The sequence below is a fragment of the Sediminicoccus rosea genome (genome assembly GCF_033547095.1).
In the GTDB taxonomy this organism is placed as follows: Bacteria; Pseudomonadota; Alphaproteobacteria; order Acetobacterales; family Acetobacteraceae; genus Roseococcus; species Roseococcus rosea.
Window position 1 is genome coordinate 3,635,616 of the sequence record NZ_CP137852.1, and the last position, 25,320, is coordinate 3,660,935.

The following is a 25,320-nucleotide window of genomic DNA, read 5'->3' on the forward strand; positions in this document are numbered from 1 at the left end:
GTGCGTCAGATCCCAAAGAAGCGCCGCGCGGTCCCACTTTCGATGGCGCTCACTTCCTCAGCGGGCAGGCCCGCCGTAGCCAAGGTCGCCCGGGGGTCGTCCTCGCCCATGTCGAAGGGGTAGTCGCTGCCGAGCATGATGCGGCCGGGCCCTACCAGCTCGAACAGCATGCGCAGCAATCGCGGATCGAACACCACCGTGTCGTACCAGAGGCGCGAGAGATAGGCCGAGGGCGGCTCCGAGGTCAGGCGGCGCAGCTCTGGCCGGCGCCTCCAGGCATGGTCCAGCCGTCCGGCCAGGAAGGGGTAGAAGCCGCCGCCATGCACGATCTTCACCCGCAGCTCCGGGTGGCGGTCCAGCACGCCGCCCAGGGTGAGGTGATTGGCCGCGATCACCTCCTCCAGCGGATTCCCCACGGTGTTGACCATGAAAAACCGCCCGAGCCGTGCGCCATCCGAGAAGCCGAGCGGGTGCAGCACCAGCGCCGCACCGAGCCGTGCCAGCCGCGCCCAGAGCGGATCGAGCGCGGGATCGGACAGCTCCATGGCGCCGGCACGCGTATCGATCTGAAAGCCCTTGAGGCCGAGTTCCTCGACGGCACGCGCTGCCTCATCGGGTGCGCGTTCGGGCGCCGTCATCGGCAAGGTGCCGATCCCTGTGAAGGCGCCGGCGCCGGCCGCGACCAGCCCCGCCACATGTTCGTTCTGCGCGCGCGAGAGGGCGACCAGCAGATCCGGCTCGGCCCAGTAATGCTGCTGGCCGGGTGCTGGCATCACCACCTGGTGGTCCACGCCCATCCGCGCCATGTCCTCGCGCCGCGTGGCGATGTCGAGGAAGCGGCGCGACAGTTCGGGGAACTGCGCCTGATCCACCGCGGCGCTCTCCGGCTCCATGTCGCGATTATAGGGGATGGAGCGGAGCTCAGGCCGCCCGGCCACCATCGGGTTCACGCCAGGGCAGAGCGTGTGGGTGTGCGCGTCGATGATCATGGCCGGACCGCCGCGTCGAGGATGTCGAGCTTCATGTGGCCCGCCTGGGAAAAGAGTTCACTCGCACAGGCTGCGATCGCCGGCGGGGTGCGTCAACGCGCGCAGCGCCACCGTCGCGGAGCGACCCCGCCGCCCCTGCCCTGTCCGGCATCAGCACCTGCCTATTCGCAAGGCAAGCGCTCCACTGAATGCCTCCACTCAGACGGAGATTCCTCTGCGTGGATGTCTGGCGGTTGATCGGACGGCAATGGAGCTGGAGGCATGCCCCCAACCCCATTGGCCAGCGATCGCGGCGGGCACGCCGAACGCCAGCGTTGCCGTACTGATCCAGGCATGGCTCGGCACGCGGAAGGCAGAGATCGAGGGCCACGGCACAGGAAGCAGGGAAGAGTCGCCACGAGCCCATGACTGCATGAGCCTCCGCGCCCGTAGAGCCGCGCTCAGGCCGGCTTCCTGCCGCCCAGGCGCTCTGGCCGGTCCAGGCCCAGCAGGTCGCGCAGTGTGCGCCCCTCATAGTGCGTGCGGAACAGGCCGCGCTCTTGGAGGATGGGCACCACCAGATTGACGAAATCGTCCATGCCGCCAGGGAAATGGGAGGGCATGACGTTGAAGCCATCGGCCGCGCCGCCCTCGAACCATTGCTGCAACGTGTCGGCCACCTTCTCCGCAGCGCCGCAGAGGACCCAATGGCCGCGCGCCGCCCCCAGCAGGTTGTAGACGTCCCGCAAGGTGAGGTTGTCGCGCCGCGCCTTGTTCAGCAGTGTGCGCGCGAAGCCATGCCCGCCATCATGCAGCGGCAGGTCGCCCAGCGGCGCGTCCATGTCCTGCCCGGAGAGATCGATCCCCAGCCGGTCCTGAAGCAATTGCAGCGCATTGCCCGGGCTGATGAAGCCTTGCAGCTGGGCGAGCTTGTCCAGCGCCTCGCGCTCGGTGCGGCCCACGATGGGCATGACGCCGGGCAGCACGGCCACATCCGCCGGCCGGCGGCCATAGGCAGGCAGACGGGATTTCAGCGCCCGGTATTGCCCGCGCGCCTCCTCGAAATCCTGTACCACGGCGAAGACCACATCCGCCGTGCGCGCGGCCAGGTCGAGCCCAGCCTCGGAGCCGCCGGCCTGCAGGATGACGGGCCTGCCCTGCGGCGCGCGGCCGATGTTGAGCGGCCCCTTCACCGAGAAATGCACACCCTCATGGTTCAGCGGATGCAACTTGGCGGGGTCGAGATAGAGGCCGCTCGCGCGGTCCGCCACCAGCGCGTCATCCTCCCAGCCGTCCCAGAGGCCGCGCACCACATCCACGAACTCGGCGGCGATGGCGTAGCGCTCGGCATGGTTGGGATGGGTGCGGCCGAAATTCGGCGCGGCCTGCGCGCTGGATCCCGTCACGGCATTCCACGCCGCCCGCCCGCCGCTGATGTGATCGAGCGAGGCGAAGGCGCGGGCCACGCTCCAGGGGTCGCTATAGGTGGTGGCGACGGTCGCCCCCAGGCCGATATGCTTGGTCGTCATCGCGAGCGCCGCCAGCATGGTCAGCGGCTCCAGGCGCAGCGTGTAGGAAGGGTGTGCGCCGGGGTCGGCGTAGAGATTGTCACCCATGAAGATGAGGTCGAAGCAGCCGCGCTCGGCCGTCGCCGCCATCTGCTGGATGGCATGGAAGTCCTGGAAGCTCGTCACCGCGCCCGGCATGCGCCAGCCCGCCACATGGCTGCCGGTGCCGAGCAGGAACAGGCCCAGATGCATCTGACGCATGGCGTCGCTCACCGCCAGAAGATCAGCCGCCGCTCCAGCGCGCCGACCAGGCCGAAAAAGGCCAGGGAAAGCGCGGAGGCGACGAGGATGGCGGCCCAGACCTGCACGAAATCAATCAGCGTGACGGATTGGTAGATGATCCAGCCGAGCCCCCCATAGGCGCCCAGCATTTCCGTGACGATCGCCACGATCAGGCTGCGCACGGTGGCGACGCGCAGCCCCGCCGCAATCAGCGGCAGCGCGGCCGGCAGGCGCAGCCGCCAGAAGATGCCGAAGCGCCCGGCACCGAAGCTGCGCATCAGATCTACGCTGCGCCGGTCCACCCGATCAAACCCTGCAAGCGCGCTGAGGAAGACGGTGAAGCCCACCGCCAGCGCCACCATGACGATCTTGGACGCGACGCCCATCCCGAACCACAGCAGCACGAGCGGCGACCATGCGACCACCGGCACCGAGTTGATGGCGAGCAGCAAGGGCAGCGCGCCCGCGCGCAAGGGCCGCGCGAGGATCAGCAGCGTGGCCATGCCGATGCCGGCCAGCGCGCCGATGACGTAGCCGGTCAACGCTTCGAAGCCCGTGACCAGCGCCGCCGCCTGCAGCACCTTGCGGTGCTCAGCCACGGCGGCGAGGATCTGGCTTACCGCCGGAAGCGTATAGGCGGGTAGCGAGAGGCCGCGCGCCAGCGTCTCCCAGATCGCCAGGATCAGCAACGCGCCCACGGCGCCGCGTACGGCGGAGGTGGCATTCACTGCTCCGCCCCCCAGAAGACGATGTGCCGCTCGGCCCAGGCCACCAGCGCGTAGAAGCCGGTGCCCAGCAGCGCGGCGCAAAGGATGGCGGCCCAGAGCGCCACCACGCTCTCATTGTACATGGCTTGCAGCAGCAGGACGCCAATGCCGGTGTTGTCGCCGAACCACTCGCCCACGATGGCCCCGACCAGGCTGAGCGAGGCACCAAGCCGCAGCGCCACGAAGATCTGCGGCAGCGCCATGGGCAATTGCAGGCGGAACAGGATCTGCCGGGGACTGGCGCCAAAGCTGCGCAGCAGGGCCACCTGGCGCGGGTCCACGCTGTTCAGGCCGAGCAGCGTGTTCACTGTCACGGGGAAGAAAGTGAGGTAGAAGGCGATGACGGCCTTCGCGAAGAGCGTGTTGCCGAACCACATCACCACCAGCGCGCCGAACGCGATGACCGGGATCGTCTGCGACACGATGAAGACCGGCAGCAGCATGTCCCGCAGCAAGGGCGCACGGAAGAAGACCAGCCCGTTCATGATGCCCACCGCCGTGCCGGCGGCGAAGCCGATCAGCGTCTCGGCGGCGGTGCGTTGCAGCCCGGCCCAATAAGCACCCGGGGTGAAGGCGATGGCCGCGAGAATCTCCGACAGGCGCGGCAGGAGATGCGGGCGGATACCGAAGCCCACCACCGCCCCTTCCCAGACCAGCCCCACCAGGATCACCCCACCCAGCAGGCGGAGGGCGGCCATCGCCGTGGCATTCATGCCATGCGGTCCGCCGCCGGCAAGGCCTCCAGGAAGCTGGAATTGAAGGCGGCCGAGAGGTCAAGCGGCGTCTTGATCACCTCGTTGCGCAGGAAGAAGTCATGCGCGGCCTGGATCACCGGGCGGTCGATCCAGAACAACCCGTTGCGCGCGGCGCCGCCCGCCACCATCAGCTTGCCGGCCTCCACCAGCATGAATTCCTGGTGCGGACGGTTCAGCGTGGGGGCCACGGACATCACGGAATCCACGCCGGCCTTGTTGTCCGCGAGCGCATCGCGCCACCCGCGGATGGTGGCGCGCAGGAAGCCCTGGACCAGTTGCGGCCGGTCGCGCGCCGTCTGCTCGCTGACGATGACGGTGTCGCGCGGGAAGGTGATGCCGTGCTCATCGGGCACGAAGCTGCGCAAATTCTCCCGGCCGACGCGGCTCATCAGCGTGAAGAACTCGTTGTAGCGGGTGGCGGTGACCACATCCACCTGGCGGTCCACGAAGGGCTGCACGCTCACCTGCTGCGGCTGCATGGTGAAGTCGCCGCGGTTCAGCCCGGCCTGGGCCAGCATGCCGAGCAGCACGAAGTTCGCGCCGGTGAACCAGGTGGTGATGGTCTTGCCGCGGAAATCCGCGAGCGTGCGGATGGGGCCATCCGCACGCGCCACGAAGACGAAGGGGGTCTGCTGGTGCATCACGCCGGCGCAGACGATGGGAAGGCTGCGCTCACGCGCCGCGAAGACGCTGTCGGTGCCACCCGAGAGTCCGAAGGTATCGGCACCCGAGGCGACGAGGTTTTCCGTCAGCAGGTTCGGCCCGCCTGGATTGATGGTGAGGTCGATGCCGGCCTCGCGGTAGTAGCCCTTCTGCAGAGCCATGTAGAACCCTGCGAATTGCGCCTGCGTCAGCCACTTCAGGCGGAGCGAGGCGCGCACCAGCGTCTGCGCGCCAGCGGGACGGATAAAGGGGGTTGCGAGGCTCACGGCCAGAAGGTGGCGCCTGTTCATGCTCGGATCTCCTGCGGGGTATCAGTCACGATAGGAAGGCTCCTCGCGGTCCAGCTGCCGCAGGAAGGCGGGCCATTCGCGCTCGCCAGGGCCCAGGATGTCACCCTGCTGCTGCCAGAACTGGTTGGCGGCGCGGGCGCAGACCTCGGGCGCGGGTTCGATGATGGGCTGGTTGGAGGCCTGCATCATGAGCTGGATGCGCGCCGCGCGCTCGAAGTAATAGAGCAGCATGAAGGCGGCGCCGGGCGTGCGGCCGACGGTGAGAGTGCCATGGTTGCGCATGAGCATGATGGGGTGCGAGCCGAAATCCCGCACCAGGCGCCGCTGCTCATCCAGGTCGATCGCCACGCCCTCATAATCATGGAAGGCCTGGCGCTCGTAGAACCACATGGCGAATTGGCTGAGCGGCCGCAGCCCGCCCTTCTGGGCCGAGACGGCCACTGCCGCATCCGAATGCGCGTGCAGCACACAGGCCGCGTCATGCCGCGCCTTGTGGATGGCGGCATGGATCACGAAGGCCGCGACATTGGCCTCATGCGGGCTCGGCGCCAGCTTGCGGCCCTCGGTGTCGATCTTCACCAGCGAGGAGGCGGTGATCTCGTTGAACAGGAAGCCGTAGGGGTTGAGCAGGAAGGCATCCTCCTCCCCAGGCACGCGCAGCGAGATGTGGTTGTAGATCACGTCATCGAGCCCGAGCCGCGCCACCATGCGATAGCAGGCGGCGAGCGAGATGCGCGCCTCGCGCTCGGCGTCCGTCATGGCGCGGCCGCCGTGCTGGAGATGAAGGATTTCATCGCTTCCTCCTCGATCGCGTCCAGCACCTCGCGCTTGATGGCGGTGAATTCGGGCGAGGTCAGCAATTCCGCAGCGCGCGGACGGGGCAGGTTCACCTCGCGCATCAGCTTCACGGCCCCCGGGCGCGCGGTCATCACCACCACGCGGTCACCCAGGAAGATCGCCTCATCCACGTCATGCGTGATGAAGAGGATGGTGCGGCGGTGGCGCTGCCACACATCCAGGAGCCAGCGCTGCATCATGCTGCGGGTCAGCGCGTCCAGCGCGCCGAAGGGCTCGTCCAGCAGCATCAATTCGCGCTCGAACAGGAAGGTCCGCATCAGCGCCACCCGCTGGCGCATGCCGCCCGAGAGCTGGTGTGGATACTGCTTCTCGAAGCCCGCCAGGCCGAATTCCGGCAGCATGGAGAGCGCCTTGGCCCGCGCCTCGCGCCGGTTGGCGCCCTCGATCTCGTTGGCCAGGATCGCGTTGTCCACCACGTTGCGCCAGGGCAGCAGCAGGTCGCGCTGCGGCATGAAGGAGACCTGGCCCAGCAATTCCTTCGCATGGCAGCCGCGGCCCTTGAAGCGCAGGATGCCGCCATCATCCGGCTCATCCAGCCCGGCCACGATGTTGAAAAGGGTGCTCTTGCCGCAGCCCGAGGGTCCGACGACAGTGACGAACTCGCCCGGCTGCACATCCAGCCCGAACCCGTCCAGCGCCTGGACGGCGCCAAAGCGCTTCGAAAGGCCACGCAATTCGAGCAAGGGGGAAGGCGAGTTGGGCAAGGGCGTTCCACTTCGGTGCCAGGGGCCGCGCCCCACAACATCTTCGCGACAAGGGCGCGGCTTTGAAATACAAAGCCCGGGTCTTTGCACACATTGAAGGGGCTTCTGCACACATATGCGCGCAAAACAGGCATCCAATGAGGCAGATTGGCCAGCTTCCGGGCGCATCGCCCGCGCCGTGCCGGGAGCAGGCACCCTGGCCAATGCCCTGCATCGCCGCCTGCGCGACGAAATCGCGAGCGGCCGGCTGGAGCCCGGTGCACGGCTGGATGAGCAGGACATCGCCGACAGCAACGGCTGCTCCCGCACCCCGGTGCGCGAGGCCTTCCGCCTGCTGGCCGCCGAGCGCCTGGTCGAACTGCGCGGCCGGCAGGGCGCTGTGGTGCGCAGCATCTCCGCCCAGACGCTGATCGAGATGTTCCAGGTGATGGGCGAGCTCGAGGGCCTCTGTGCGCGCCTTGCAGCCCGCCGCAGCACGCCGGCCCAGAACGCGGCCCTGCAGGCCATCCACACCCGCCTCGTGGAGGCCGCGCCCGCCCCCGCCGATGTCTTCTACGACATCAACGAGGAGTTCCACGAAGCCATCTACGAGGCCGCGCACAACGCCTTCCTGGCCGAGGAAACCCGCCGCCTGCGCAACCGCGTGGCGGCCTATCGCCGCCGCGTTACCCATATGCCGACCCGCGTGGAGGACACGCTGCGCGAACATGCCGAGATCATGGCAGCCATCCTGGCCCGTGATCCGGAGGCAGCGCATCGCAGCATGCGCGCCCATCTCACCCTGCTCGGCGAGAACCTGCTGGACCTGATCGCGGGTCTCGACTGAGGGAGGTCGCCATGTTGGTATGCAGATTGCTGGTCCTTGCATACAACATTACCAACGGAGCGCCCCTTGCAGCTTGATCTCGCGGGAAAGACCGCCCTCATCACCGGGGCTTCCAAGGGCATCGGCCTCGCCTGTGCCGAGGTCCTGGCCGAGGAGGGCTGCCACCTCCACCTCGCCGCCCGCAACGGAGCGGCGCTCACCGAGGCGGCCGAACGCCTGCGCGCCCAGCACCAGATCCGCGTCACCACCCATGCGTTGGACCTCTCCACCACAGCCGCCATGGAACAGCTGGCCGACGCCGCGCAGGACGCCACCATCCTGATCAACAATGCGGGCGACATCCCCGCCGGGCCGCTGGACCAGGTGACCGACGCCGCGCTGCGGAACGGCTTCGACCTGAAGGTCTTCGGCTACATCACCCTCACCCGGCTCTTCTATCCACGGATGAAGGGGCGCGAGGGTGTCATCATCAACGTCATCGGCAATTCCGGCGAAAACTGGGATGCCAGCTATTTCGCGGGTTCCACCGGCAATGCGGCGCTGATGTCCTTCAGCAAGGCAATCGGTGGCCGCAGCCTGGATGACGGCATTCGCGTGGTCGGCATCAATCCCGGCCCGGTCGCGACCGACCGCATGATCAAGATCATGAAGATGAAGGCGCGCGACATGCTGGGCGATGAAACCCGCTGGGAGGAGCTCTTCGCCAAATACCCCGGCAAGCGCCCCGCCACGGCGCGCGAGACGGCCGATCTCTGCGCCTTCATGGCCTCACCCCGCGCGGGCTACATCACCGGCACGGTTGTCACCATTGATGGCGGCATCTCGGCCCGCGGCTCGGTCATCTGATGGCCGGCGCGCTTCTCCGAAACCGCTATTTCGACGAACTCAGCGCCACGCCGGGCCTCGCCTGGATGGGGCAGAACACCAACCACATCCCGGCCCATCCGGCCGTGCTCGCGGCGATGCATGCGGCCGTGGATGGGCTGGAGTTCAACGCCTATGCGCCGCCGCTCGGCTTCGAGGCGCTGCGCGCGGCCATCATCGCCGATCTCGGGTTGCCGGGGGCCGAGGCGCTGGTGACCGAGGGCGGGGTGAATGCCCTGGCGCTGGTCTGCCGCGCGCGGTGCAGGTCCGGCACCACCTTCGTCACCACCGACCCCACCTGGAAATGGCCCTGCCTCTTCGCCCGCCAGGCCGGCGCGGAGGTGATCGAAATCCCGATCTACGACCCCGCCTGCGCCTATCGGTTGACACCCGAGGCGCTGCGCGCCGCCGTGGATGCACGCACGGCGATCATCTACATCGTGGACCCGAACAACCCGCTCGGCATCTGTTACACGCGGGAGGAGATCGCGGCCTTCGCTGCTATCGCGGGCGAGGTCGGTGCCCTCCTGGTACATGACTGCACCTATCGCGACTTCGCCGATGGGCACCATCCCGCGCTGCTCGAAGCGCCGGAGCATGCGGTGGTTTCGCTCTCCTTCTCCAAATGGTTGGGCTTGGCAGGCTTGCGCATCGGCGCGCTGGTGGCGCCCGCTGCCCTGCTGGAGGAATTCGCGGACCAGGCAACGGGCGTGCTGGGGGCGAGCGTGATCGCGCAGCGCGCGGCACTCGCCGGCCTCGCCGTGAAGCCCGAATGGATGGAAGGCGTGCGCGCCACGACGCGCGCCAACAACGCCATGATCCACACGGCCGCCTGCGCCATTCCGGGCTTTTCCGTCCCCGTCTGGCCGAGCCACGGCAATTTCCTGGTGGTGGAGACCGAAGCGGCGCAGATCCGCCCCGAGGCGCTGGTGGAAGCCGCCCGGCGCGAGGGCATCATGATCCGTCAGGGCAGCTATCACACGGCGCGCTTCGGGCATCGCTTCGTGAAGATCAGCACCTCCGTGCCCGGCGAATGGGTCGAGAAACTGGCCGATCGCCTGCCCGCCTTGGTCGAGACGGCGCGCAGCCTGAACGACATCACGCCGCAATTCTGAAAGGAGGCCCCATGCCCCGCATCACCACGCCGGACGGCATCTCGCTGCATTATGAGGAAGCGGGCCAAGGCACGCCCATCCTCTTCATCCATGAATTCGGTGGCAACCATGAGAGCTGGGAGCCGCAGATGCGATACTTCGCCCGGCGCCACCGCTGCATCACCTATGCCGCGCGTGGCTATCCGCCCTCCGACGTGCCGACTGATGTGGGGCGCTACTCCCAGGCTATCGCGGTGGCGGATGCGGTGGCGGTGCTGGACGGCCTCGACATTGCCAAGGCGCATATTGTCGGCCTCTCGATGGGCGGCTTCGCGACCGTGCATTTCGGCCTGCGCGCTCCCGGGCGCGCGCTCTCGCTCACGGTCGCGGGCGCCGGCTATGGCTGCGAGAAGGAGCATGAAGAGTATTTCCGCAACGTCTCGCTCGAAGTCGCACGGCGCTTCGAGACGGATGGCGCGCGCGCCTTCGCGCCCACCTATGGCGCGGGCGCGAGCCGCGTGCAGTTCCAGAACAAGGACCCGCGCGGCTGGCAGGAATTCGCCGAACGCCTCGCCACTCATTCCGATATGGGCGCGGCTCTCACCATGCGCGGCGTGCAGGCCCGCCGCCCCTCCTTCTGGGACCTCGAGGCCGAGCTGAAGGCGATGACGCTGCCCACCCTCGTCATCGTCGGCGATGAGGATGACCATTGCCTGCAACCCGGCATCTTCCTGAAGAAGACCATCCCGGCCTGCGGCCTCTGCGTCTTCCCCAAGACCGGCCACACGCTGAACCTGGAGGAGCCGGACTGGTTCAACATGCACCTGGCCGAGTTCATCGCGCAGGTGGAAGCCGGACGCTGGGAGGTGCGCGACCCGCGGGCCCTGCCCGGCCAGATCATGCGGACCGACTGAGCGGTGAGCCGCCTTTGGGAACGGCTGATGCGCCTCGCCGAAATCGGCGCGCGGCCGGATGGAGGAGTGGACCGCCAGGCACTGACCGCCGGTGAGATCGAAGCCTGGCGCCTGATGCTCGGCTGGGCGGCCGAGGCGGGACTGGAGGCGGCGACGGATGATGCCGGTAACCTCTTCCTCACCCTCCCCGGGCGCGACCGCTCCCTGCCGCCCGGCTTGATCGGCAGCCATCTCGACACCCAGCCCAATGGCGGGAAATTCGACGGTGCCTTCGGCGTGCTGGCCGCGTTGGAGGTCGTCAGCCATCTCGGCTTCACGCCGGCGCGCGACATCAGCGTCGTCGCCTGGTGCAATGAGGAAGGCTGCCGCTTCGCGCCCGGCATGACGGGCTCCGAGACCTTTGTGGGCCTGCGCGACCTCAGCACCATCCGCGCGCTGCGCGATGGCGATGGCGTGGTCCTGGGCGATGCGCTCGATGCGCTGCACGCCGCCTTTCCCACCCTGCCCCGCCTGCCGTTGAGCCGCGAATTCGCGTTCTGCATCGAGCCGCATATCGAGCAAGCGACGCTGCTGGAGGAGGCCCAGCTGCCCATCGGCGTCGTCACCGGCATCCAGGGCAAGATCACGTATGAGGTGGTGCTTGAGGGCGAGGAAGGCCATGCCGGGACGCGCGACATGGCCCTGCGGCGCGATGCCGTGATGGCCTTCGCCCGCATCGCCGCACGCATGCAGCGCGAGGTAGGCGAGGCCGACCCGGTGGTGAAATTCACCATCGGCATGGTGCGGGTTGAGCCCAACGCGCCTTCGGTCATCGCGGGCCGGCTGGTGTTCCGCATTGACCTGCGGCACCCGGACAACGCCGCCCTGCTGGCGCATGGCGCGCGGCTCGAGGCCATCGCCGCCGCCGAGGCCGCCCCCTGTGGCGTGAGGATGACGCGGCTGGTGCATGCTCCCTCCAACAGCTTCGACGAAGGGCTGCGCGCGCGCATCGCGGCCTCCGCCACGCGGCTTGGCATCGGCCACATGGATCTGCTCTCCGCCGCCGGGCATGACGCGCGCCATATGGCTTCGCGTTGCCCAACGGCGATGATCTTCATTCCCTGCCGCGGCGGCGTCAGCCACTCGCCGCTGGAATGGGCCGAGCCAGCGCATGTCGCAGCAGGCGCCGCCGTGCTGGCCGAGACCGTAAAGGAGCTTTGCGCATGACGGACATGGCCAGCCTGCCCGTGCAGCTTTCCGAAGCGCCAGCCACACCGGCTGCCGCGCGGGCACGCTTCTTCAATTCGGGCAATGCCTTCAACGTGAAGCTGCCGCCTGTGCCGGCGGCGGAGTTCAGCGCCGTCGCTGCCGCCGCGCTGGCGCCGGAGGCCATGACCGGCGTCCACCTCTGTAACCAGTCCGCAGCCATCGGCTGCGCCTTCCCCGCCACAACGCCCCTCATTCTCGCGCGCTATGCCGTGATCCGCGCGGGCGATGTGCTCAACCTCGACACGCAATCCACCGGTCTGATCGGCTATGTCTTGCGCGGCGCGGGTGAGGCGCCGGGCTTTGGCTGGGGCGCGGGCGATGTGCTGCTGCTGCCCGGCGGCGCCGTGACGCTGCGCGCGCATGAGAACGCCGTGCTCTGGCTGGTCGGGAATGAGCCCCTGCTTGCCTTCGAGGGTCTGCGCCCCGGTGCCACCGCGATGGCACCCGTCCATTTCCCCGCGGACGAGATCGAGCGGCAATTGGCGCTCATCGGCGCCTGCACCAGCAATGACAGCACGGCGGGCCTCGCGCTGATCTTCTCGTCCGATGGGCTGGAGGCCTGGCGCAATCTGACCGCCAGCATGACGCTCTCACTCAACACGCTGCCGCCGCGCGAGAACCAGCGTGCGCACCGCCACAATGCCGCCGCCATCACCTTGGTGTTGCAGGGCGAGAATTGCCATTCGCGCATCGCGGGAGAGACGCGGCCCTGGAGCTTGTACAACACCCTCGTCACCCCACCCGGCGAGCCGCACTCACACCATAATGGCGGCGATGTGCAGGCGCGCTTCCTGATCGTCCAGGATGGCGGGCTGCACTATCACGCGCGGACGATGGGGTTCGCCTTTCTCGAATGAAGCGCTGCCGCCGCGCCTTTTGCGTCTTGCGGCTGCGGCTGTGGCGCTGTTAGCGTCTGCACAATGACAGGTTGAGGCAAGACAAATGGTCGATCGCGCACCTTCAATGACGCGTCGTGGCGTGCTGGCCGCCGGGCCCGCCCTCATGACCCTGGCAGAGGCTCGAGCGCAAGGTGTCGCGCCACGGCGTGGCGGCACGCTGCAGACCATCCTCTCGCCGGAACCGCCCGTGCTGCAGATCGGCGTGAACAACCAGGGGCCGACCCTGGTGGCGGCGCCCAAGATGTTCCAGGGGCTGCTCACCTTCTCACCGACGCTGGAGCCCATCCCCGTCCTGGCGAAATCCTGGACCATCAGCCCGGATGGCCGCGAGTACATCTTCCAGCTCCAGGAGAACGTGAAGTTCCACGATGGCCGCCCGATGACGGCCGAGGATGTGGTCTTCTCGATCATGCGCTTCCACATGGAGCTGGCGCCCCGCGCCCGCGCCATCTTCTCGCTCATCGAGACCTGCGAGGCGACGTCGCCACACACGGTGCGCATCGTGCTCAAGCAGCCTTTCCAGCCCTTCCTGCTGATGTTCGACGTCTCGGCCTGCGCCATCGTCGCCAAGCACCTCTTCGACGGTCAGGAATTCCGCAATGCCCCCGCGGTGCAGCGGCCTGTCGGGACCGGGCCCTTCCGCTTCACCGAATGGCAGCGCGGCAACTTCATCCGGCTCGATCGCTTCGAGGATTACTGGAAGCCAGGCCAGCCCTACCTGGACAGCGTCATCTACCGCATCGTCCCCGACAGCCAGAGCCGGCGCCTCGCGCTGGAGACGGGTCAGGTCCAGCTCACCCAGGCCTCGGACATCGAACCCTTCGACATCCCCAATCTCCGCCAGCGGCCCAATCTCGAGGTGCAGACGGCAGGCTGGGAGTATTTTTCGCCGCTCTCCTGGGTCGAGCTGAACCATCGCGTGGCGCCGCTCAACGACCCGCGCGTGCGGCGTGCCATGTCCATGGCGATCGACCGCAACTTCATCGTCAACCGCCTCTGGTTCGGCGTGGGCAAGCCGGCCACCAACCCCATCGCCTCCACCACGCGATTTCATGATCCCGCAGCACGGATCCCGGCCTTCAACGTGCGGGAAGCGAATGCGCTGCTGGACGCTGCCGGCCTCAGACCCAATGCGCAGGGCGTGCGCGCCACGATCAAGCACATCGTCCTGCCCTATGGCGAGATCTGGACGCGCCTGTCGGAATATCTGCGCCAGGCCATGCGGCAGATCGGCATCGTGCTGGAGCTGGAAAGCACCGATGCCGGCTCCTGGGCGCGGCGTGTCGGCAACTGGGAATACGAGTCGACGATCAACTTCGTCTATCAGTTCGGCGACCCGACGCTGGGCGTGGAGCGCACCTACGTCTCCACCAACATCCAGCGCGTGACCTTCACCAACACCGGCGGCTATGCCAACCCGCAGGTGGACGCCCTCTTCCAGCAGGCGCGCAATTCCGCCGCGCCGGCCGATCGCCAGCGGGCCTTCAGCGAGGTGCAGCGCATCCTCTGCGACGAGATCCCGCAGATCTGGCTCATGGAGCTCGCCTTTCCCACCATCCATGACCGGCGGCTGCGCAACGTCATCACCACGGGGCTCGGCGTGCATACCTCCTTCGACGACGTCTTCTTCGCGAGCTGACAGGGGGCATGGATGCCGCCCGGCTACCGGCCTTCCTGTTGCGACGGGGCGTCAAGGCGGCGCTCGTCGTGCTCGCGGTCGTCATCTGCAACTTCTTCCTGATCCATGCCGCGCCGGGCGATCCGGCCAGCGTGATCGCCGGCCAGTCCGGCGCCGCCGATGAGCGCTTCCTCCAGCAGCTGCGCGAGCAGTTCGGGCTCGACCGGCCGCTTCATGTCCAGCTCTGGCTCTATCTGAAGGGCGTGCTGACGCTCGATCTCGGCTTCTCGCATCGCCAGCAGCTTCCGGTCTGGACCCTGATCCGCGAGCGCCTGCCCGCGACGCTGCTGCTGACCGGCACAGCCTTCGTCTTCGCCGTCTCGGCCGGCATTCTTCTCGGCGTCATGGCGGCACGCCGCGTGGGACGCTGGGCCGACAGCGTGATCACCGTGCTCGCGCTGACCTTCTACGCCACGCCGCTCTTCTGGGTCGGCCTGATGCTGGTGCTGTTCTTCTCCGTCTGGCTCGAATGGCTGCCAAGTTTCGGGATGATGACCGTCGGCGTCGAAATCACCGGCCTTGCACGGGTGATGGATGTGGGGCGCCACCTGATACTGCCCTCCCTCACGCTCGGCCTCTTCTACCTCGCCGTCTATGCGCGCCTGACGCGGGCCACGATGCTCGAGGTGGCCGACCAGGATTTCGTGAAGACGGCGCGCGCCAAGGGCGTTCCCGAAGGACAGGTCGTGCGCCGCCATGTGCTGCGCAACGCCTTGTTGCCGGTCATCACCTTCGCGGGCATCCAGGCGGGCCAGCTCATTGGCGGCGCCATCCTGGTGGAAACCGTCTTCGCCTGGCCCGGCATCGGGCGGCTCGCCTTCGATGCGCTTCTGGCGCGCGACTATGCCGTGCTGCTGGGCGTGTTCTTCTGCACCTCGGTGATGGTCGTGCTGCTCAACCTGCTGACGGACCTCCTCTACGCCGTCGTGGACCCGCGGATGGAGGTGGAGGGATGAGCCGTGCGTGATTTCTGGAGACGCTACAGCCGCAACCGGGGGGCCGTGGTCGGCCTCGTCATCCTGAGCCTGGTGCTGTTGCTGGCACTCCTCGCACCCGTCCTGTTCCCCGGCAGCCCCTGGGACATGGCGACCGCCCCCTTCGCCCCGCCCGGCGAGGACGGGATGCTTCTCGGCTCGGACAGCCTGGGACGGGACGTCGCCTCGGGCATCGCCCATGGCGCGCGCATCTCGCTCATGGTGGGCGCCGTCTCGACGGCCGCGGCGCTGTGCATCGGCGTCACGCTGGGGGCGCTCGCTGGCTATGCGGGTGGGCTGGTGGATGACGCGGTGATGCGCTTCACCGAATTTTTCCAGACCATCCCGTCCTTCGTCTTCGCCATCCTGCTGGTCGCGATCTTCACGCCCACCATCGGCTCCGTCGTCTTCGCGATCGCGGTCGTGTCCTGGCCGCCGGTGGCCCGGGTGGTCCGGGCGGAATTCCTCTCGCTGCGCTCACGTGAATTCGTGCAGGCCGCCGAGGTGCTCGGCAAATCGCCCATCGCGATCGCGCTGACGGACATCCTGCCCAACGCCCTCTCGCCCATCGTCGTGCTCTCCTCGCTGATGGTGGCCTCGGCCATCCTGCTGGAGAGCGCGCTTTCGTTCCTCGGGCTCGGCGATCCGAACCTCATGACCTGGGGCTTCCTGATCGGCTCGGGGCGCAGCGTCATCCGCATCGCCTGGTGGATGAGCGTCTTCCCCGGCATTGCCATCTTCCTGACCGTGCTGTCGCTGAACCTCGTGGGCGAAGGGCTGTCGGACGCGCTCAACCCGCGCCTCGCGCGCAGCCGGAGGGGCACGGCGTGAGCCTGTTGCGGGTCGAGGGCCTGACGGTCGCGCTGCCGCCCGGGGCCGACCGGCCCCATGCGGTGGAGGACATCACCCTCGCCGTCGAGCCAGGCGAGATCCTCTGCGTGGTGGGCGAAAGCGGCTCGGGGAAGTCCATCACCGCCAATGCCGTGATGGGCCTGCTGCCGCATGGACTGCCGGTGCGCCAGGGCCGCATCCTCCTGGACGGTGAGGATCTTCTGTCGCTCCCGCCCGAGGGCATGCGGCGGCTGCGCGGCCGCCGCCTGGCCATGATCTTCCAGGAGCCGATGACGGCGCTGAACCCCCTGATGCGCGTGGGCGAGCAGATCGCGGAGGCGATGCGCGTGCATGGCGCAGGGCGTGAGGCCGCGCGCCGGGTGCCGGAGCTGCTGGCCGCCGTGAACCTGCCCGACCCGGAGGCCACCGCGCGCGCCTATCCCTTCCGCCTCTCGGGTGGGCAGCGCCAGCGCGTGATGATCGCCATGGCGCTCGCCCTGGAGCCGCGCCTGCTGATCGCGGATGAGCCCACCACCGCCCTCGACGTGACCACGCAGATGCAGATCCTCCGCCTGATCCGTGAGATCCAGTCGCGGCGCGGCACGGGCGTGATGTTCATCACCCATGATTTCGGCGTGGTGGCGGAGATCGCCGATCGCGTCGCGGTGATGCAGCATGGCCGCATCGTCGAGCAGGGTCCGGTGGACGAGGTGCTGAACCGGCCCCGCCACGCCTATACCCAGGCGCTGATCGCGGCCGTCCCACATGGCGCGCCGCCGTCCCGCCCGGTGCGGGAGGCGGCGCCGGTCGCGCTGACGGCGCGCGGCGTCGAGAAGACCTACCGCCGCGCGGGCGGATGGTTCGGGCGGGGGCCGGCGGTGCGCGCCGTGCATGAGGCCGACTTCGAGCTGCGCCGGGGCGAGACGCTCGGCCTGGTCGGCGAAAGCGGGTCCGGCAAGTCCACCCTGGCCCGCTGCCTCGTGCGGCTGGTGCAGCCGGAGCGCGGCGAAATCAACTTCGAGGGGCAGGATCTCCGCGGCCTGTCGCGCTCGGCCTGGAAGCCGTATCGCAAGCGGATCCAGATGGTCTTCCAGGACCCCTTCGCCTCGCTCAATCCGCGCCGGCGCGTGGGCGACATCATCGCGGAAGGCCCCGTCACGCATGGGCTCGCACGACCCGCGGCCCTGGCGCGCGCGCGGGAGCTGCTGCGCCTGGTTCAACTCGATCCCTCCGCGATGGACCGGTATCCGCACGAATTCTCCGGCGGCCAGCGCCAGCGGATCGGCATCGCCCGCGCGCTGGCGATGGAGCCCGAGTTGCTGATCGCGGACGAGCCCGTCTCCGCCCTCGACGTCAGCGTGCAGGCGCAGGTGCTGGCCCTGCTGGCCGATCTCCGTGCCCGGCTCGGCCTCACCATGCTGTTCATCACGCATGACCTGCGCGTGGCGGCCCAGGTCTGCGACCGCATCGCGGTGATGCAGCGCGGCGCCATCGTCGAGCAGGGCGCGACGGCGGAGGTCTTCGGCCAGCCCCGCCATCCCTATACGCGCCAGCTGCTCGACAGCATCCCGGGGCGCGGCTGGACCCCGCCCGCATGATGGTGGACCACATCGTGCTGGGCGCCGGCAGCGCGGGCTGCGTTCTGGCCAACCGCCTCTCCGCCGGCGGCGCCAGCGTCGCGGTCATCGAGGCAGGCGGGCCGGACCGCCACCCCTATATCCACATCCCCGCCGGCTATGCGCGGTTGTTGGACCACAAGCGCCTGACCTGGGGCTATCGCACCGCGCCGGACGCCGCGACCGGCGGCCGCGCGCTCGACTATCCGCGTGGGCGGGTCTGGGGCGGCTCCTCCTCCATCAACGGCCTCGGCCATGTGCGGGGCGACCCGTCCGACTATGACCTCTGGGCGCAGAAGGGCTGCACGGGATGGAGCTGGGCGGATCTGCTGCCCTATTTCCAGCGCCATGAGAGCTTCGCCGAGGGTGGCGAGGGCCGTGGCACGGCGGGGCCGCAGCCCGTCTCGCATCTCGCGGAGCGGCCCGCCCTGCTTGACGGCTTCGCGGCCGCCGCCGAGGCGATCGGCCTGCCAGTGAACGCCGACATGAACGGCCCGCGCCGCGAAGGCTTCGCGACCTTCCAGCAGACGCGACGGGGGGCGCGCCGCGTCTCGGCGGCGCGCGCCTATCTCGTCCCGGCGCTGCGCCGCCCCCAGGTTACCCTGCTGGACCACGCGCTGGCGCTGCGCCTCGTGATCGAGCAGGGGCGCTGCACCGGCGTGCTAATCAGGCGCGGTGGCGAGGAGCGCCTGATTCGCGCGCGGGCCGGGGTGGTGCTCTCAGCGGGCGCGATCGGCTCGCCACAGCTTCTCCTGCTCTCGGGCATCGGGCCGGCGGAGGAGCTTGCGGCACTCGGCATCGCCCCGGTGCTCGATGCGCCGGGCATCGGCCGCAACCTGCAGGATCACTACATCACGCGCCTCACCTACCGGCTGGCCTCGCACCGCTACAGCGCCAACCGCCGCATCACCTGGCCACGGCTTGGCTGGGAGGTGCTGCGCTGGGCCACGCGCGGCACGGGCGTGCTGACCTGGTCACCGGGGATGATGAGCCTTTTCGCGCGCACCGAGGCTGGGTTGGAAGCGCCTGACATCCAGGTGAATGGTGGCCCGATCTCCTGGGCCGAGGGCCGCATCGGCGAGCCGGAGCAGGAGCCGGGCTGCACGCTGGGCGTCTGGCAATGCCGCCCGCAGAGCCGCGGCAGCGTGACACTGGCAAGCGCAAGGCCAGAGGATTCGCCCATCATCGCGCCGCGCTTCCTGACCGCCCCGGCAGATGCGGCGGCCGTGCTGCGGGGCATTGCGCTGGTCCGGCGATGGATGGCCGCACCGCCCCTTGCAGGGATCGTCGCGGGCGAGGTGCGGCCAGGGCCTGCCATCCAGGATGAGGCGGAGTTGCTCGACTTCGCCCGGCGCACGGGCGGCACGGTGTATCACCCCTGCGGCACGGTGCGGATGGGAAGCGATCCGGAAGCACCACTCGACGCGCGGCTTCGCCTCCGCGGGATCGAGGGCCTTCGCGTGGTGGACGCCTCGGTGTTCCCTGACATCCCCATCTGCAACATCAACGCCACCGTGCTGTCGGTGGCAGAGAAGGCCGCCGACATGATCCTGGAGGACCAGCGGGCGGCCTGAGGCGCGCCAGGCCGGAGGTGCCCGGACCGATCATGGGCGTGACAATGGTGTCTGGCCATCGCGTGACTGAGCTGGCGCGTGACGTGCTCGCTGGCGGCAGGACCGGCCTGGTGGGTTCGGCTTATGATGAAAGCGACGGGCGTGCGGAGGGACGAACCTTCCTGCTCGCATGTCAGCTGCATGCCCCAGACCATCCCAGGCACCGCGCGCGCTCTCCGGTTCGACCCTTGCCAGCCGAAACAGCGTCTCGCCGCGCGTCAGCCCTGGCTGGATCGTCGCGGCGAAGGCGGCTTCACCCCCGCCGCGCCGAGCCTAAGGCGCACAGCCAGACCGGCCATCACCCCGGGCACGCCGCCCCCAGGCGCTGGAGCGCGGCATCCGACAAGCCGCGCGGGCCCCAGAGACCCCACCGTGATTGCGCATCCACGCTCGGAAAGCCCGTCTCGGCCGTGCGCGGGATATCGGGTGCGGCCGCGTCGCCCACACCGTGCCGATCACGGCGCCGATGTGCCGGGCCAGCAGATCCGCCAGCACCGGGGTCATCCCACAGGGCCGGCGTGATGTCAGCGCCGATCAGGCGCAGGCGAGAGCCGGGCCGGTATCCGGCCCTAGCGGATGGGGCGCCGAGGCGGGTTACAGCCAGATGTTGGCGCCAGCCAGAGCGAGCACGCCTGCGACCTCGATCTGGAAATCCGCCTCGCCCTCACCAGTCACGTCGCCCTGCAGGAAGCCGCCAAAAAATCTCAGTTGCCCTGCGACTGCGCCAAACACCGATGAGCCGATAAAGGTAAAAGCCTGATCTCCATCGAGGCCCGTGTTGGCATCCACAGATCGCAGATCAATGCGGTCGGCCTCGAGCGCGCTGAAGTCAAGGATCACATCCCCGTCGGCCTCCGAAGCGCTCCGGAAGATGAAGCGATCGCCGCCCAATCCGCCCGTCAGTTCATCGGCACCTGCGCCGCCGTCCAGGCTATCGGCCCCCTCGCCACCCAGCAGGGAGTCGGTGCCGCCAAGACCGAACAAGGCGTCGCGATTTCCCAGCCCGTCGAGCCGATTTGCCCCGGCATTCCCGTCAAGCCGATTTGACCCGCCATTGCCCGTGCCATCGAGATCAGCCATGCCGTCCAGGCTGAGGCGCTCGACCTGGGCTTCGAGCACCCAGTCGAGCGTGGCAACGACGCGATCGTAACCCCCGCCCGACTGCTCGACCACTTCGTCACCGGCGTCGTCGACGCGATAGATGTCGTCGCCGGCGCCGCCCTCGAGCAGATCTGCCCCGGTGCCGCCGTCAAGCCCATCGGCGCCCGAGCCGCCGCTCAGGCTATCGTCGCCGGCGCCGCCCCAGAGAATATCCGCTCCATCGCCGCCATCGATCAGGTTCGCCCCGGCGTTCCCGGTGATACGGTTGGCGAGCGTGTTGCCCGTGCCGTTCACATCGTTGCTGCCGACAAGGCTGAGCCACTCGACATGATCGCCCAGAACCCAGCTGACCGAGGCGATCACCCGGTCGGACCCGCCCGCCGCCAGTTCCAGGACGGTGTCCGCCGCGTCATCGACCTCATAGATGTCGTTGTCGGCACCGCCGACCATATGGTCGGCTCCCAGCCCGCCCGATAGGCTGTCAGCGCCGCCGCCCCCGATCAGCGTGTCGGCCCCCGCCAGCCCGTAGAGGCGATCGGCGCCAGCCCCGCCATCCAGGACATTCGCATTTGCATTGCCATCGAGGCGATTGCTCAGCGCATTGCCGGTCCCGTTCACCGCCGAACCGGCAGCCAGGCTCAGCCGCTCGATATTCTCACCCAGGACCCAGTCGAGCGACGCGATGATCCGGTCATAGCCACCGCCAGCGGCCTCAACCGTCACATCCGACAACTGATCCACGTTGAAGCGATCATCGCCCAGGCCGCCCTCGAGATGATCGGCTCCCAGGCCACCCCTGAGGACGTCATTGCCCGCCCCTCCGACCAGGCTGTCATTCCCGGCGGAAGCGGTCACGCTGAGGCCGACCCCCGCGCCCAAGGCAGAGCCATCCAGGCTCAACGCGGTCGCCGCCGAGGCGACCACCTCGAGAAGCGGGCCGAAGGCGAGCGACGCCTGCGCCCCGAGGACAAGGCTATGGCTTCCGGCCGTGCCCAGGGTGATCCTCTCGAGGTTGTGCAGGTCGCTGAAGGACGCGTCGTCCAGGTTCACCGCGAAGTTCAGGGCCAGGGTGTCACGCTCGCCCAGGCCGTCGATCCAGCGCACGGGGTCCGTGAAATCCGCGGCGCTGGTGAAGGTGAAGACATCGCGCGCCGCGGTGCCCGTCCGCAGCCGCAGGTCGATGGTCAAGTCGAAGGTGGCCGCAGCCGAGGTGAGGCCGCCACTCGCCTGCGTCACGTCCAGCGCATAAGCGCCGGCCCCGAGAACGGGCAGCACGAAGCTCCAGTCTCCCGCCCCATCGGCGTTGGTGGTGCCCAGAACCATGCCGCCGTCGCGCACCGTGATCACGGCCCCGGCTTCCGCCGTGCCAACGAGTTCAGGCGCGGTGATGCCGGTCACGCCGTCATTCGTGTCGGGGCCGTTGTCGGAGCCCAGGCCGAGTTGGACCGTGGGCGGCGGCAGAACGGTGCTGACGGTGTAGATCACCGCCCCGCTGCTGCCGACATTGCCGGCCAGGTCGGTGCTGACGGCGACCAAGCTGTGCTCGCCCTCGTCACCCAGGTCCACGCTGACCGACCACAGACCGCCCACGCCGATCGCGACCGTGGCGATGGGCGTGCCGCCGCCATTGTCGAACAGCTGCACCTGCGTGCCCGGATTGGCATCCGCCACCGTGCCGCTGATGGTCTGCGTCGCCACGCCCACGATGCCGCCGCCGGAGGTGATCGCCACCACGGGGTCGGCGCTGTCCACCTTCACGGTCAGCGTCGCGGAAGAAGGGGAGGTGTTGAGCGACGCATTCAGCGCCGTCGCCGTGAAGTGATGCGTGCCATCGGCGAGCGCCGCCGGCGTGATGCTCCAGGCGCCGGTCACGGCATCGGAGCGCGCCTGACCGACGACGGTGGCGCCATCCCGCAGCGTCACCAGCACATCCGCGGCGGCGAGGCCCGTGATGGTGAGGGCCGCGGTGCTGGTGATGTTGTCGGTGTCGGAGGGCCCGGTGTCGAGGATCGCCGCGATATCGAGGCCGGTCGGCGCATCGGAGGCGATGTTCTCCGGCAGCAGGAAGAGCGATTGCGCTTCGGCACTGCCCGTGGCGGTGGCGAGGATGTCCTTCAGCAGCACGGTCCCCGCCTCGGTGCCGTCGCTGATCCAGAGCTCGGGGCCGGTGCTGCCGTCATTCGCCGAAAAGACGACCCGGCCATCGCCGAGGGAGGTCAAGTCGAACAAGCTGACGATGCTGCCGGTCGCGCCCAGCCAGATGTCCTTGACGAGCGTGGTGCCGCCGGCGGTCCCATCCGTGCGCCACAACTCATAGCCGTGCACGCCGTCATCGGCGATGAACAGCGCCGTGCCATCGCCCAGCGCGATAGGCCCGTAGGGCCGGCTTCCATCGGCACCGACGCGGATGTCCTTCAGCAGGCTGGTCCCGACCTCGGTGCCGTCGGTCACCCAGAGTTCGATGCCGCTCGTACCATCATCGGCGGCGAAGACAGCGAGGCCGTTGCCCAGCGCGGTGATGGCACCGCTGTTGCCGAGGCCGTGGCCGCCGCCGGCCTGGATGTCCTTGACCAGTGTGGTGCCGGCCTCGGTGCCGTCGGTCGTCCAGAGTTCGAAGCCGTTCACGCCGTCATCGGCCTTGAACAGCGTCTGGCCATTGCCGAGGGCCTCGAAGGCCTGAGGCGTGGCGCTCGCCGCGCCGGGGCTGATGTCCTTCACCTTGACCGTGCCGACGGCGGTGCCGTCCGTCACCCAGAGTTCGGAGCCATCGCCGTCGGTCGCGTTGAACAGCGCCCGGTTCCCGGAGATCACCTTGAACAGGAAGGGATTGCCGGCGGCCGCGCCGGCGTTGATGTCCTTCAGCAGGACCGTCCCATCCGCCGTGCCGTCGGTGACCCACAGCTCGGCGTTGTCGGTCTCGCCGGCGGCGGCGAAGACGATGAGCCCATTGCCGAGCGCGGTCAGCGCGTAGGCGTAGCTGCTGCCGCTGCCGGGGTTGATGTCCTTGAGGAGGGTGGTTCCGTCCGTCGTGCCGTCGGTGATCCAGAGTTCGAAGCCGTTCGCGCCGTCATCCGCCGAGAACAGGGCGGTCCCGTCGCCAAGGCCCAGGAAGCCCCCGGGATAGGAGGGAGCCGTGCCCAGGTTGATGTCCTTGAGCAGGCTGGTGCCGGCGGCGGTGCCGTCGGTGACCCATAACTCGTGGCCCGACGCCCCGGTGCTGGCGGCGAACAGCATCACCCCGGCGTTGAGCTGGAAGGCGGCGGTGTCATAGCCACCATCCACGCCATCGAGCAGGCGCCGCGTGCCGCCCGTCGTGCCATCGGTGATCCAGGCGCCGATGCCGTCGCCGTCCACGGCGAGGAACACCGCCTCTCCTGTCCCCGTGGCCCTGAAGAAGGCAGGGGCGCCACCGATGTAAGGGTTGGCCTGGGCATTCACGTCCACGACGAGATGCGTGCCGCCGACGGTGCCATCCGTCACCCAGACCTCGGCGCCCACAACCGGATCGTCCACGACGAAGAAGGCCGTGCCGTCCCCATTGGCCACGAAGTCGCCTGGGGAGCCGCTCAGGCCGCCGGGCATGAAGTCCCGCAGCAGGCTGGTGCCGCCGGTGGTGCCGTCGGTCACCCATAATTCGAGGCCGTTGACCCCGTCATCGCCCGCGAAGACGGCCGTGCCATTGCCGAGCGAGACGATCTCCCGCACGGAGGGTTGGTAGGCGGTCTGGTCACCCGGCTGCAGATCGAACACCAGGGCCGTGCCGGCTTCCGTCCCGTCGGTGACCCAGAGCTCCGGCCCATGGACGCCGTCATTGGCCTGGAACAGGGCGCGACCATCACCCAGCGGCGTGATGAGGTCGATGCTGGAGGCCGACGCGCCGGGGGTAATGTCCCGCACCAGGACCGTGCCCGCGGTGGTGCCGTCGGTGATCCACAGCTCTCTCCCGATTGTCCCGTCATTGGCGCCGAAGAGTGCCCGGCCATCACCCAGGTCCGTGATATCCGAAATGAAGGCCGAATTGCTTCCGGGCCGGATCTCCCGGAGGAGGGTGGTGCCCTCGGCCGTGCCGTCGCTGATCCAAAGTTCCTGGCCCTGCGCCGCGCTGCCACTGGCCCGGAAGAGGATGAGGCCGTCGCCCAGCGCGGTGAAGCTGTTCGGCGAACTGCCCACCCCCCCGGTCCTGATGTCCGTCAGCAAGCTGGTGCCGGCCAGGGTCCCATCGGTCACCCAAAGCTCGGTGCCATTGGTGTCGTCCGTCCCGGCGAACAGCACGCGTCCGTCACCGAGCACTTCGAAGGTCGTGCTGAGGCCGTTGCCCGCACCGGTCACCATGTCCGCCAGCTGGATGGTGCCGGCCTCGGTGCCATCCGTCACCCAGAGCTCCCGGCCCGTCGTTCCGTCATTGGCCTGGAACACTGCCAGGCCATTGCCCAGCGCGGTGATGTTGGTGATGGCGGATGGCTCGGCGCCCGGCCGGATATCCTTGACCAGGAAGGTCCCGGCCGGGCCGCCGTCGGTGATCCAGAGCTCCGCGCCGGCCGTTCCGTCATCGGCGCTGAACAGCGCACGGCCGCCGCCGAGAATCGTGAGATTGCCGATCTCGGGCGAGTCGGTCCCGGGACCGATGTCGGCCACGAGGCTGGTGCCCGGCACGGTGCCGTCGGAGATCCAGAGCGCATCACCATCAATGCCGTCATCGGCGCTGAACAGGATCCGGTTGGCCATGGAAGCCCTCAACCTTGCATGCCGAATAACCTGCGTTGTTCGACAAATTCGTTTCGAAAAAGAAGTTAAACATTCAAAACTTAGGTTGAAAACCCGCCCCTTTCGCATTTTTCGAGATTGCCGGCGGTTGCCCGGCACGGAC

Annotated in this window: 19 protein-coding genes; 11 read left to right on the forward strand and 8 right to left on the reverse strand. The window is 68.6% G+C overall.

What is annotated here, in order from left to right; genetic code table 11:
- Positions 1 to 5: 5 nt before the first annotated feature.
- From R9Z33_RS17450 to R9Z33_RS17480, 7 genes are all read right to left on the reverse strand, one after another.
- Entirely contained in the window at positions 6 to 989 is a 984-nt protein-coding gene (locus tag R9Z33_RS17450; RefSeq protein ID WP_318647846.1) for an amidohydrolase family protein, read from the reverse strand.
- A 440-nt stretch (positions 990 to 1,429) separates the two neighbouring features.
- Positions 1,430 to 2,737: an LLM class flavin-dependent oxidoreductase gene (locus tag R9Z33_RS17455; RefSeq protein WP_318647847.1), complete on the reverse strand. Its 1,308-nt coding sequence runs from the start codon at positions 2,735 to 2,737 to the stop codon at positions 1,430 to 1,432.
- An 8-nt stretch (positions 2,738 to 2,745) separates the two neighbouring features.
- Positions 2,746 to 3,486, reverse strand: a complete 741-nt coding sequence (locus R9Z33_RS17460; RefSeq protein ID WP_318647848.1) for an ABC transporter permease — start codon at positions 3,484 to 3,486, stop codon at positions 2,746 to 2,748.
- Positions 3,483 to 4,223, reverse strand: coding sequence for an ABC transporter permease (locus tag R9Z33_RS17465; protein WP_318647849.1), 741 nt, complete (start codon positions 4,221 to 4,223; stop codon positions 3,483 to 3,485). Before R9Z33_RS17465 ends, R9Z33_RS17460 begins: the two co-directional genes overlap by 4 nt.
- A gap of 11 nt (positions 4,224 to 4,234) precedes the next feature.
- On the reverse strand, positions 4,235 to 5,233 hold the full coding sequence (locus tag R9Z33_RS17470) for an ABC transporter substrate-binding protein (protein WP_318647850.1): 999 nt from the start codon (positions 5,231 to 5,233) through the stop codon (positions 4,235 to 4,237).
- A gap of 21 nt (positions 5,234 to 5,254) precedes the next feature.
- Positions 5,255 to 5,992: a class II aldolase/adducin family protein gene (locus R9Z33_RS17475; RefSeq protein ID WP_318647851.1), complete on the reverse strand. Its 738-nt coding sequence runs from the start codon at positions 5,990 to 5,992 to the stop codon at positions 5,255 to 5,257.
- A complete protein-coding gene (locus R9Z33_RS17480; RefSeq protein WP_318647852.1) occupies positions 5,989 to 6,774 on the reverse strand; it encodes an ABC transporter ATP-binding protein in 786 nt (261 codons plus the stop codon). The genes R9Z33_RS17475 and R9Z33_RS17480 overlap by 4 nt, the downstream gene beginning before the upstream one ends.
- Positions 6,775 to 6,973: 199 nt before the next feature.
- On the opposite strand from R9Z33_RS17480, the gene R9Z33_RS17485 reads away from it, so the two are divergent.
- The 11 genes from R9Z33_RS17485 (at position 6,974) to R9Z33_RS17535 (ending at position 19,313) form a co-directional block, all read left to right on the forward strand.
- Positions 6,974 to 7,621 carry a GntR family transcriptional regulator gene (locus tag R9Z33_RS17485; RefSeq protein ID WP_318647853.1) on the forward strand — a complete coding sequence of 216 codons (648 nt, stop codon included), beginning with the start codon at positions 6,974 to 6,976 and terminating at the stop codon, positions 7,619 to 7,621.
- A 66-nt stretch (positions 7,622 to 7,687) separates the two neighbouring features.
- On the forward strand, positions 7,688 to 8,467 hold the full coding sequence (locus R9Z33_RS17490; RefSeq protein ID WP_318647854.1) for an SDR family oxidoreductase: 780 nt from the start codon (positions 7,688 to 7,690) through the stop codon (positions 8,465 to 8,467).
- Positions 8,467 to 9,600 (forward strand): pyridoxal phosphate-dependent aminotransferase, encoded by a 1,134-nt coding sequence (locus R9Z33_RS17495; protein WP_318647855.1) that lies wholly within the window; start codon positions 8,467 to 8,469, stop codon positions 9,598 to 9,600. Before R9Z33_RS17490 ends, R9Z33_RS17495 begins: the two co-directional genes overlap by 1 nt.
- An 11-nt stretch (positions 9,601 to 9,611) precedes the next feature.
- Positions 9,612 to 10,493 (forward strand): alpha/beta fold hydrolase, encoded by an 882-nt coding sequence (locus R9Z33_RS17500; RefSeq protein ID WP_318647856.1) that lies wholly within the window; start codon positions 9,612 to 9,614, stop codon positions 10,491 to 10,493.
- A gap of 3 nt (positions 10,494 to 10,496) precedes the next feature.
- On the forward strand, positions 10,497 to 11,699 hold the full coding sequence (locus R9Z33_RS17505; RefSeq protein ID WP_318647857.1) for a hydantoinase/carbamoylase family amidase: 1,203 nt from the start codon (positions 10,497 to 10,499) through the stop codon (positions 11,697 to 11,699).
- On the forward strand, positions 11,696 to 12,598 hold the full coding sequence (locus R9Z33_RS17510; RefSeq protein ID WP_318647858.1) for a cupin domain-containing protein: 903 nt from the start codon (positions 11,696 to 11,698) through the stop codon (positions 12,596 to 12,598). Before R9Z33_RS17505 ends, R9Z33_RS17510 begins: the two co-directional genes overlap by 4 nt.
- 106 nt (positions 12,599 to 12,704) lie before the next feature.
- Complete coding sequence (locus R9Z33_RS17515) at positions 12,705 to 14,279, forward strand: ABC transporter substrate-binding protein (RefSeq protein ID WP_318647859.1); 1,575 nt, start codon at positions 12,705 to 12,707, stop codon at positions 14,277 to 14,279.
- Positions 14,280 to 14,287: 8 nt separating this feature from the next.
- Complete coding sequence (locus R9Z33_RS17520) at positions 14,288 to 15,274, forward strand: ABC transporter permease (protein WP_318647860.1); 987 nt, start codon at positions 14,288 to 14,290, stop codon at positions 15,272 to 15,274.
- Positions 15,275 to 15,277: 3 nt separating this feature from the next.
- Entirely contained in the window at positions 15,278 to 16,123 is an 846-nt protein-coding gene (locus tag R9Z33_RS17525) for an ABC transporter permease (protein ID WP_318647861.1), read from the forward strand.
- Positions 16,120 to 17,721: an ABC transporter ATP-binding protein gene (locus R9Z33_RS17530; RefSeq protein ID WP_318647862.1), complete on the forward strand. Its 1,602-nt coding sequence runs from the start codon at positions 16,120 to 16,122 to the stop codon at positions 17,719 to 17,721. The genes R9Z33_RS17525 and R9Z33_RS17530 overlap by 4 nt, the downstream gene beginning before the upstream one ends.
- Positions 17,718 to 19,313, forward strand: a complete 1,596-nt coding sequence (locus tag R9Z33_RS17535; RefSeq protein ID WP_318647863.1) for a GMC family oxidoreductase — start codon at positions 17,718 to 17,720, stop codon at positions 19,311 to 19,313. Before R9Z33_RS17530 ends, R9Z33_RS17535 begins: the two co-directional genes overlap by 4 nt.
- Positions 19,314 to 19,946: 633 nt before the next feature.
- On the opposite strand, the gene R9Z33_RS17540 is transcribed toward R9Z33_RS17535, so the two are convergent.
- The gene (locus tag R9Z33_RS17540) at positions 19,947 to 25,316 is read right to left on the reverse strand and encodes an ELWxxDGT repeat protein (RefSeq protein ID WP_318647864.1); all 5,370 of its coding nucleotides are present in this window, start codon (positions 25,314 to 25,316) and stop codon (positions 19,947 to 19,949) included.
- Positions 25,317 to 25,320 lie beyond the last annotated feature (4 nt).

Excerpts from the sequence above, each read along its gene's own strand:
- R9Z33_RS17450 (WP_318647846.1), bottom strand. The coding sequence starts at position 989 with ATGATCATCGACGCGCACACCCACACGCTCTGCCCTGGCGTGAACCCG.
- R9Z33_RS17455 (WP_318647847.1), bottom strand. The coding sequence starts at position 2,737 with ATGCGTCAGATGCATCTGGGCCTGTTCCTGCTCGGCACCGGCAGCCAT.
- R9Z33_RS17465 (WP_318647849.1), bottom strand. The coding sequence starts at position 4,223 with ATGGCCGCCCTCCGCCTGCTGGGTGGGGTGATCCTGGTGGGGCTGGTC.
- R9Z33_RS17470 (WP_318647850.1), bottom strand. The coding sequence starts at position 5,233 with ATGAACAGGCGCCACCTTCTGGCCGTGAGCCTCGCAACCCCCTTTATC.
- R9Z33_RS17475 (WP_318647851.1), bottom strand. The coding sequence starts at position 5,992 with ATGACGGACGCCGAGCGCGAGGCGCGCATCTCGCTCGCCGCCTGCTAT.
- R9Z33_RS17495 (WP_318647855.1), top strand. The coding sequence starts at position 8,467 with ATGGCCGGCGCGCTTCTCCGAAACCGCTATTTCGACGAACTCAGCGCC.
- R9Z33_RS17500 (WP_318647856.1), top strand. The coding sequence starts at position 9,612 with ATGCCCCGCATCACCACGCCGGACGGCATCTCGCTGCATTATGAGGAA.
- R9Z33_RS17510 (WP_318647858.1), top strand. The coding sequence starts at position 11,696 with ATGACGGACATGGCCAGCCTGCCCGTGCAGCTTTCCGAAGCGCCAGCC.
- R9Z33_RS17515 (WP_318647859.1), top strand. The coding sequence starts at position 12,705 with ATGACGCGTCGTGGCGTGCTGGCCGCCGGGCCCGCCCTCATGACCCTG.
- R9Z33_RS17520 (WP_318647860.1), top strand. The coding sequence starts at position 14,288 with ATGGATGCCGCCCGGCTACCGGCCTTCCTGTTGCGACGGGGCGTCAAG.
- R9Z33_RS17535 (WP_318647863.1), top strand. The coding sequence starts at position 17,718 with ATGATGGTGGACCACATCGTGCTGGGCGCCGGCAGCGCGGGCTGCGTT.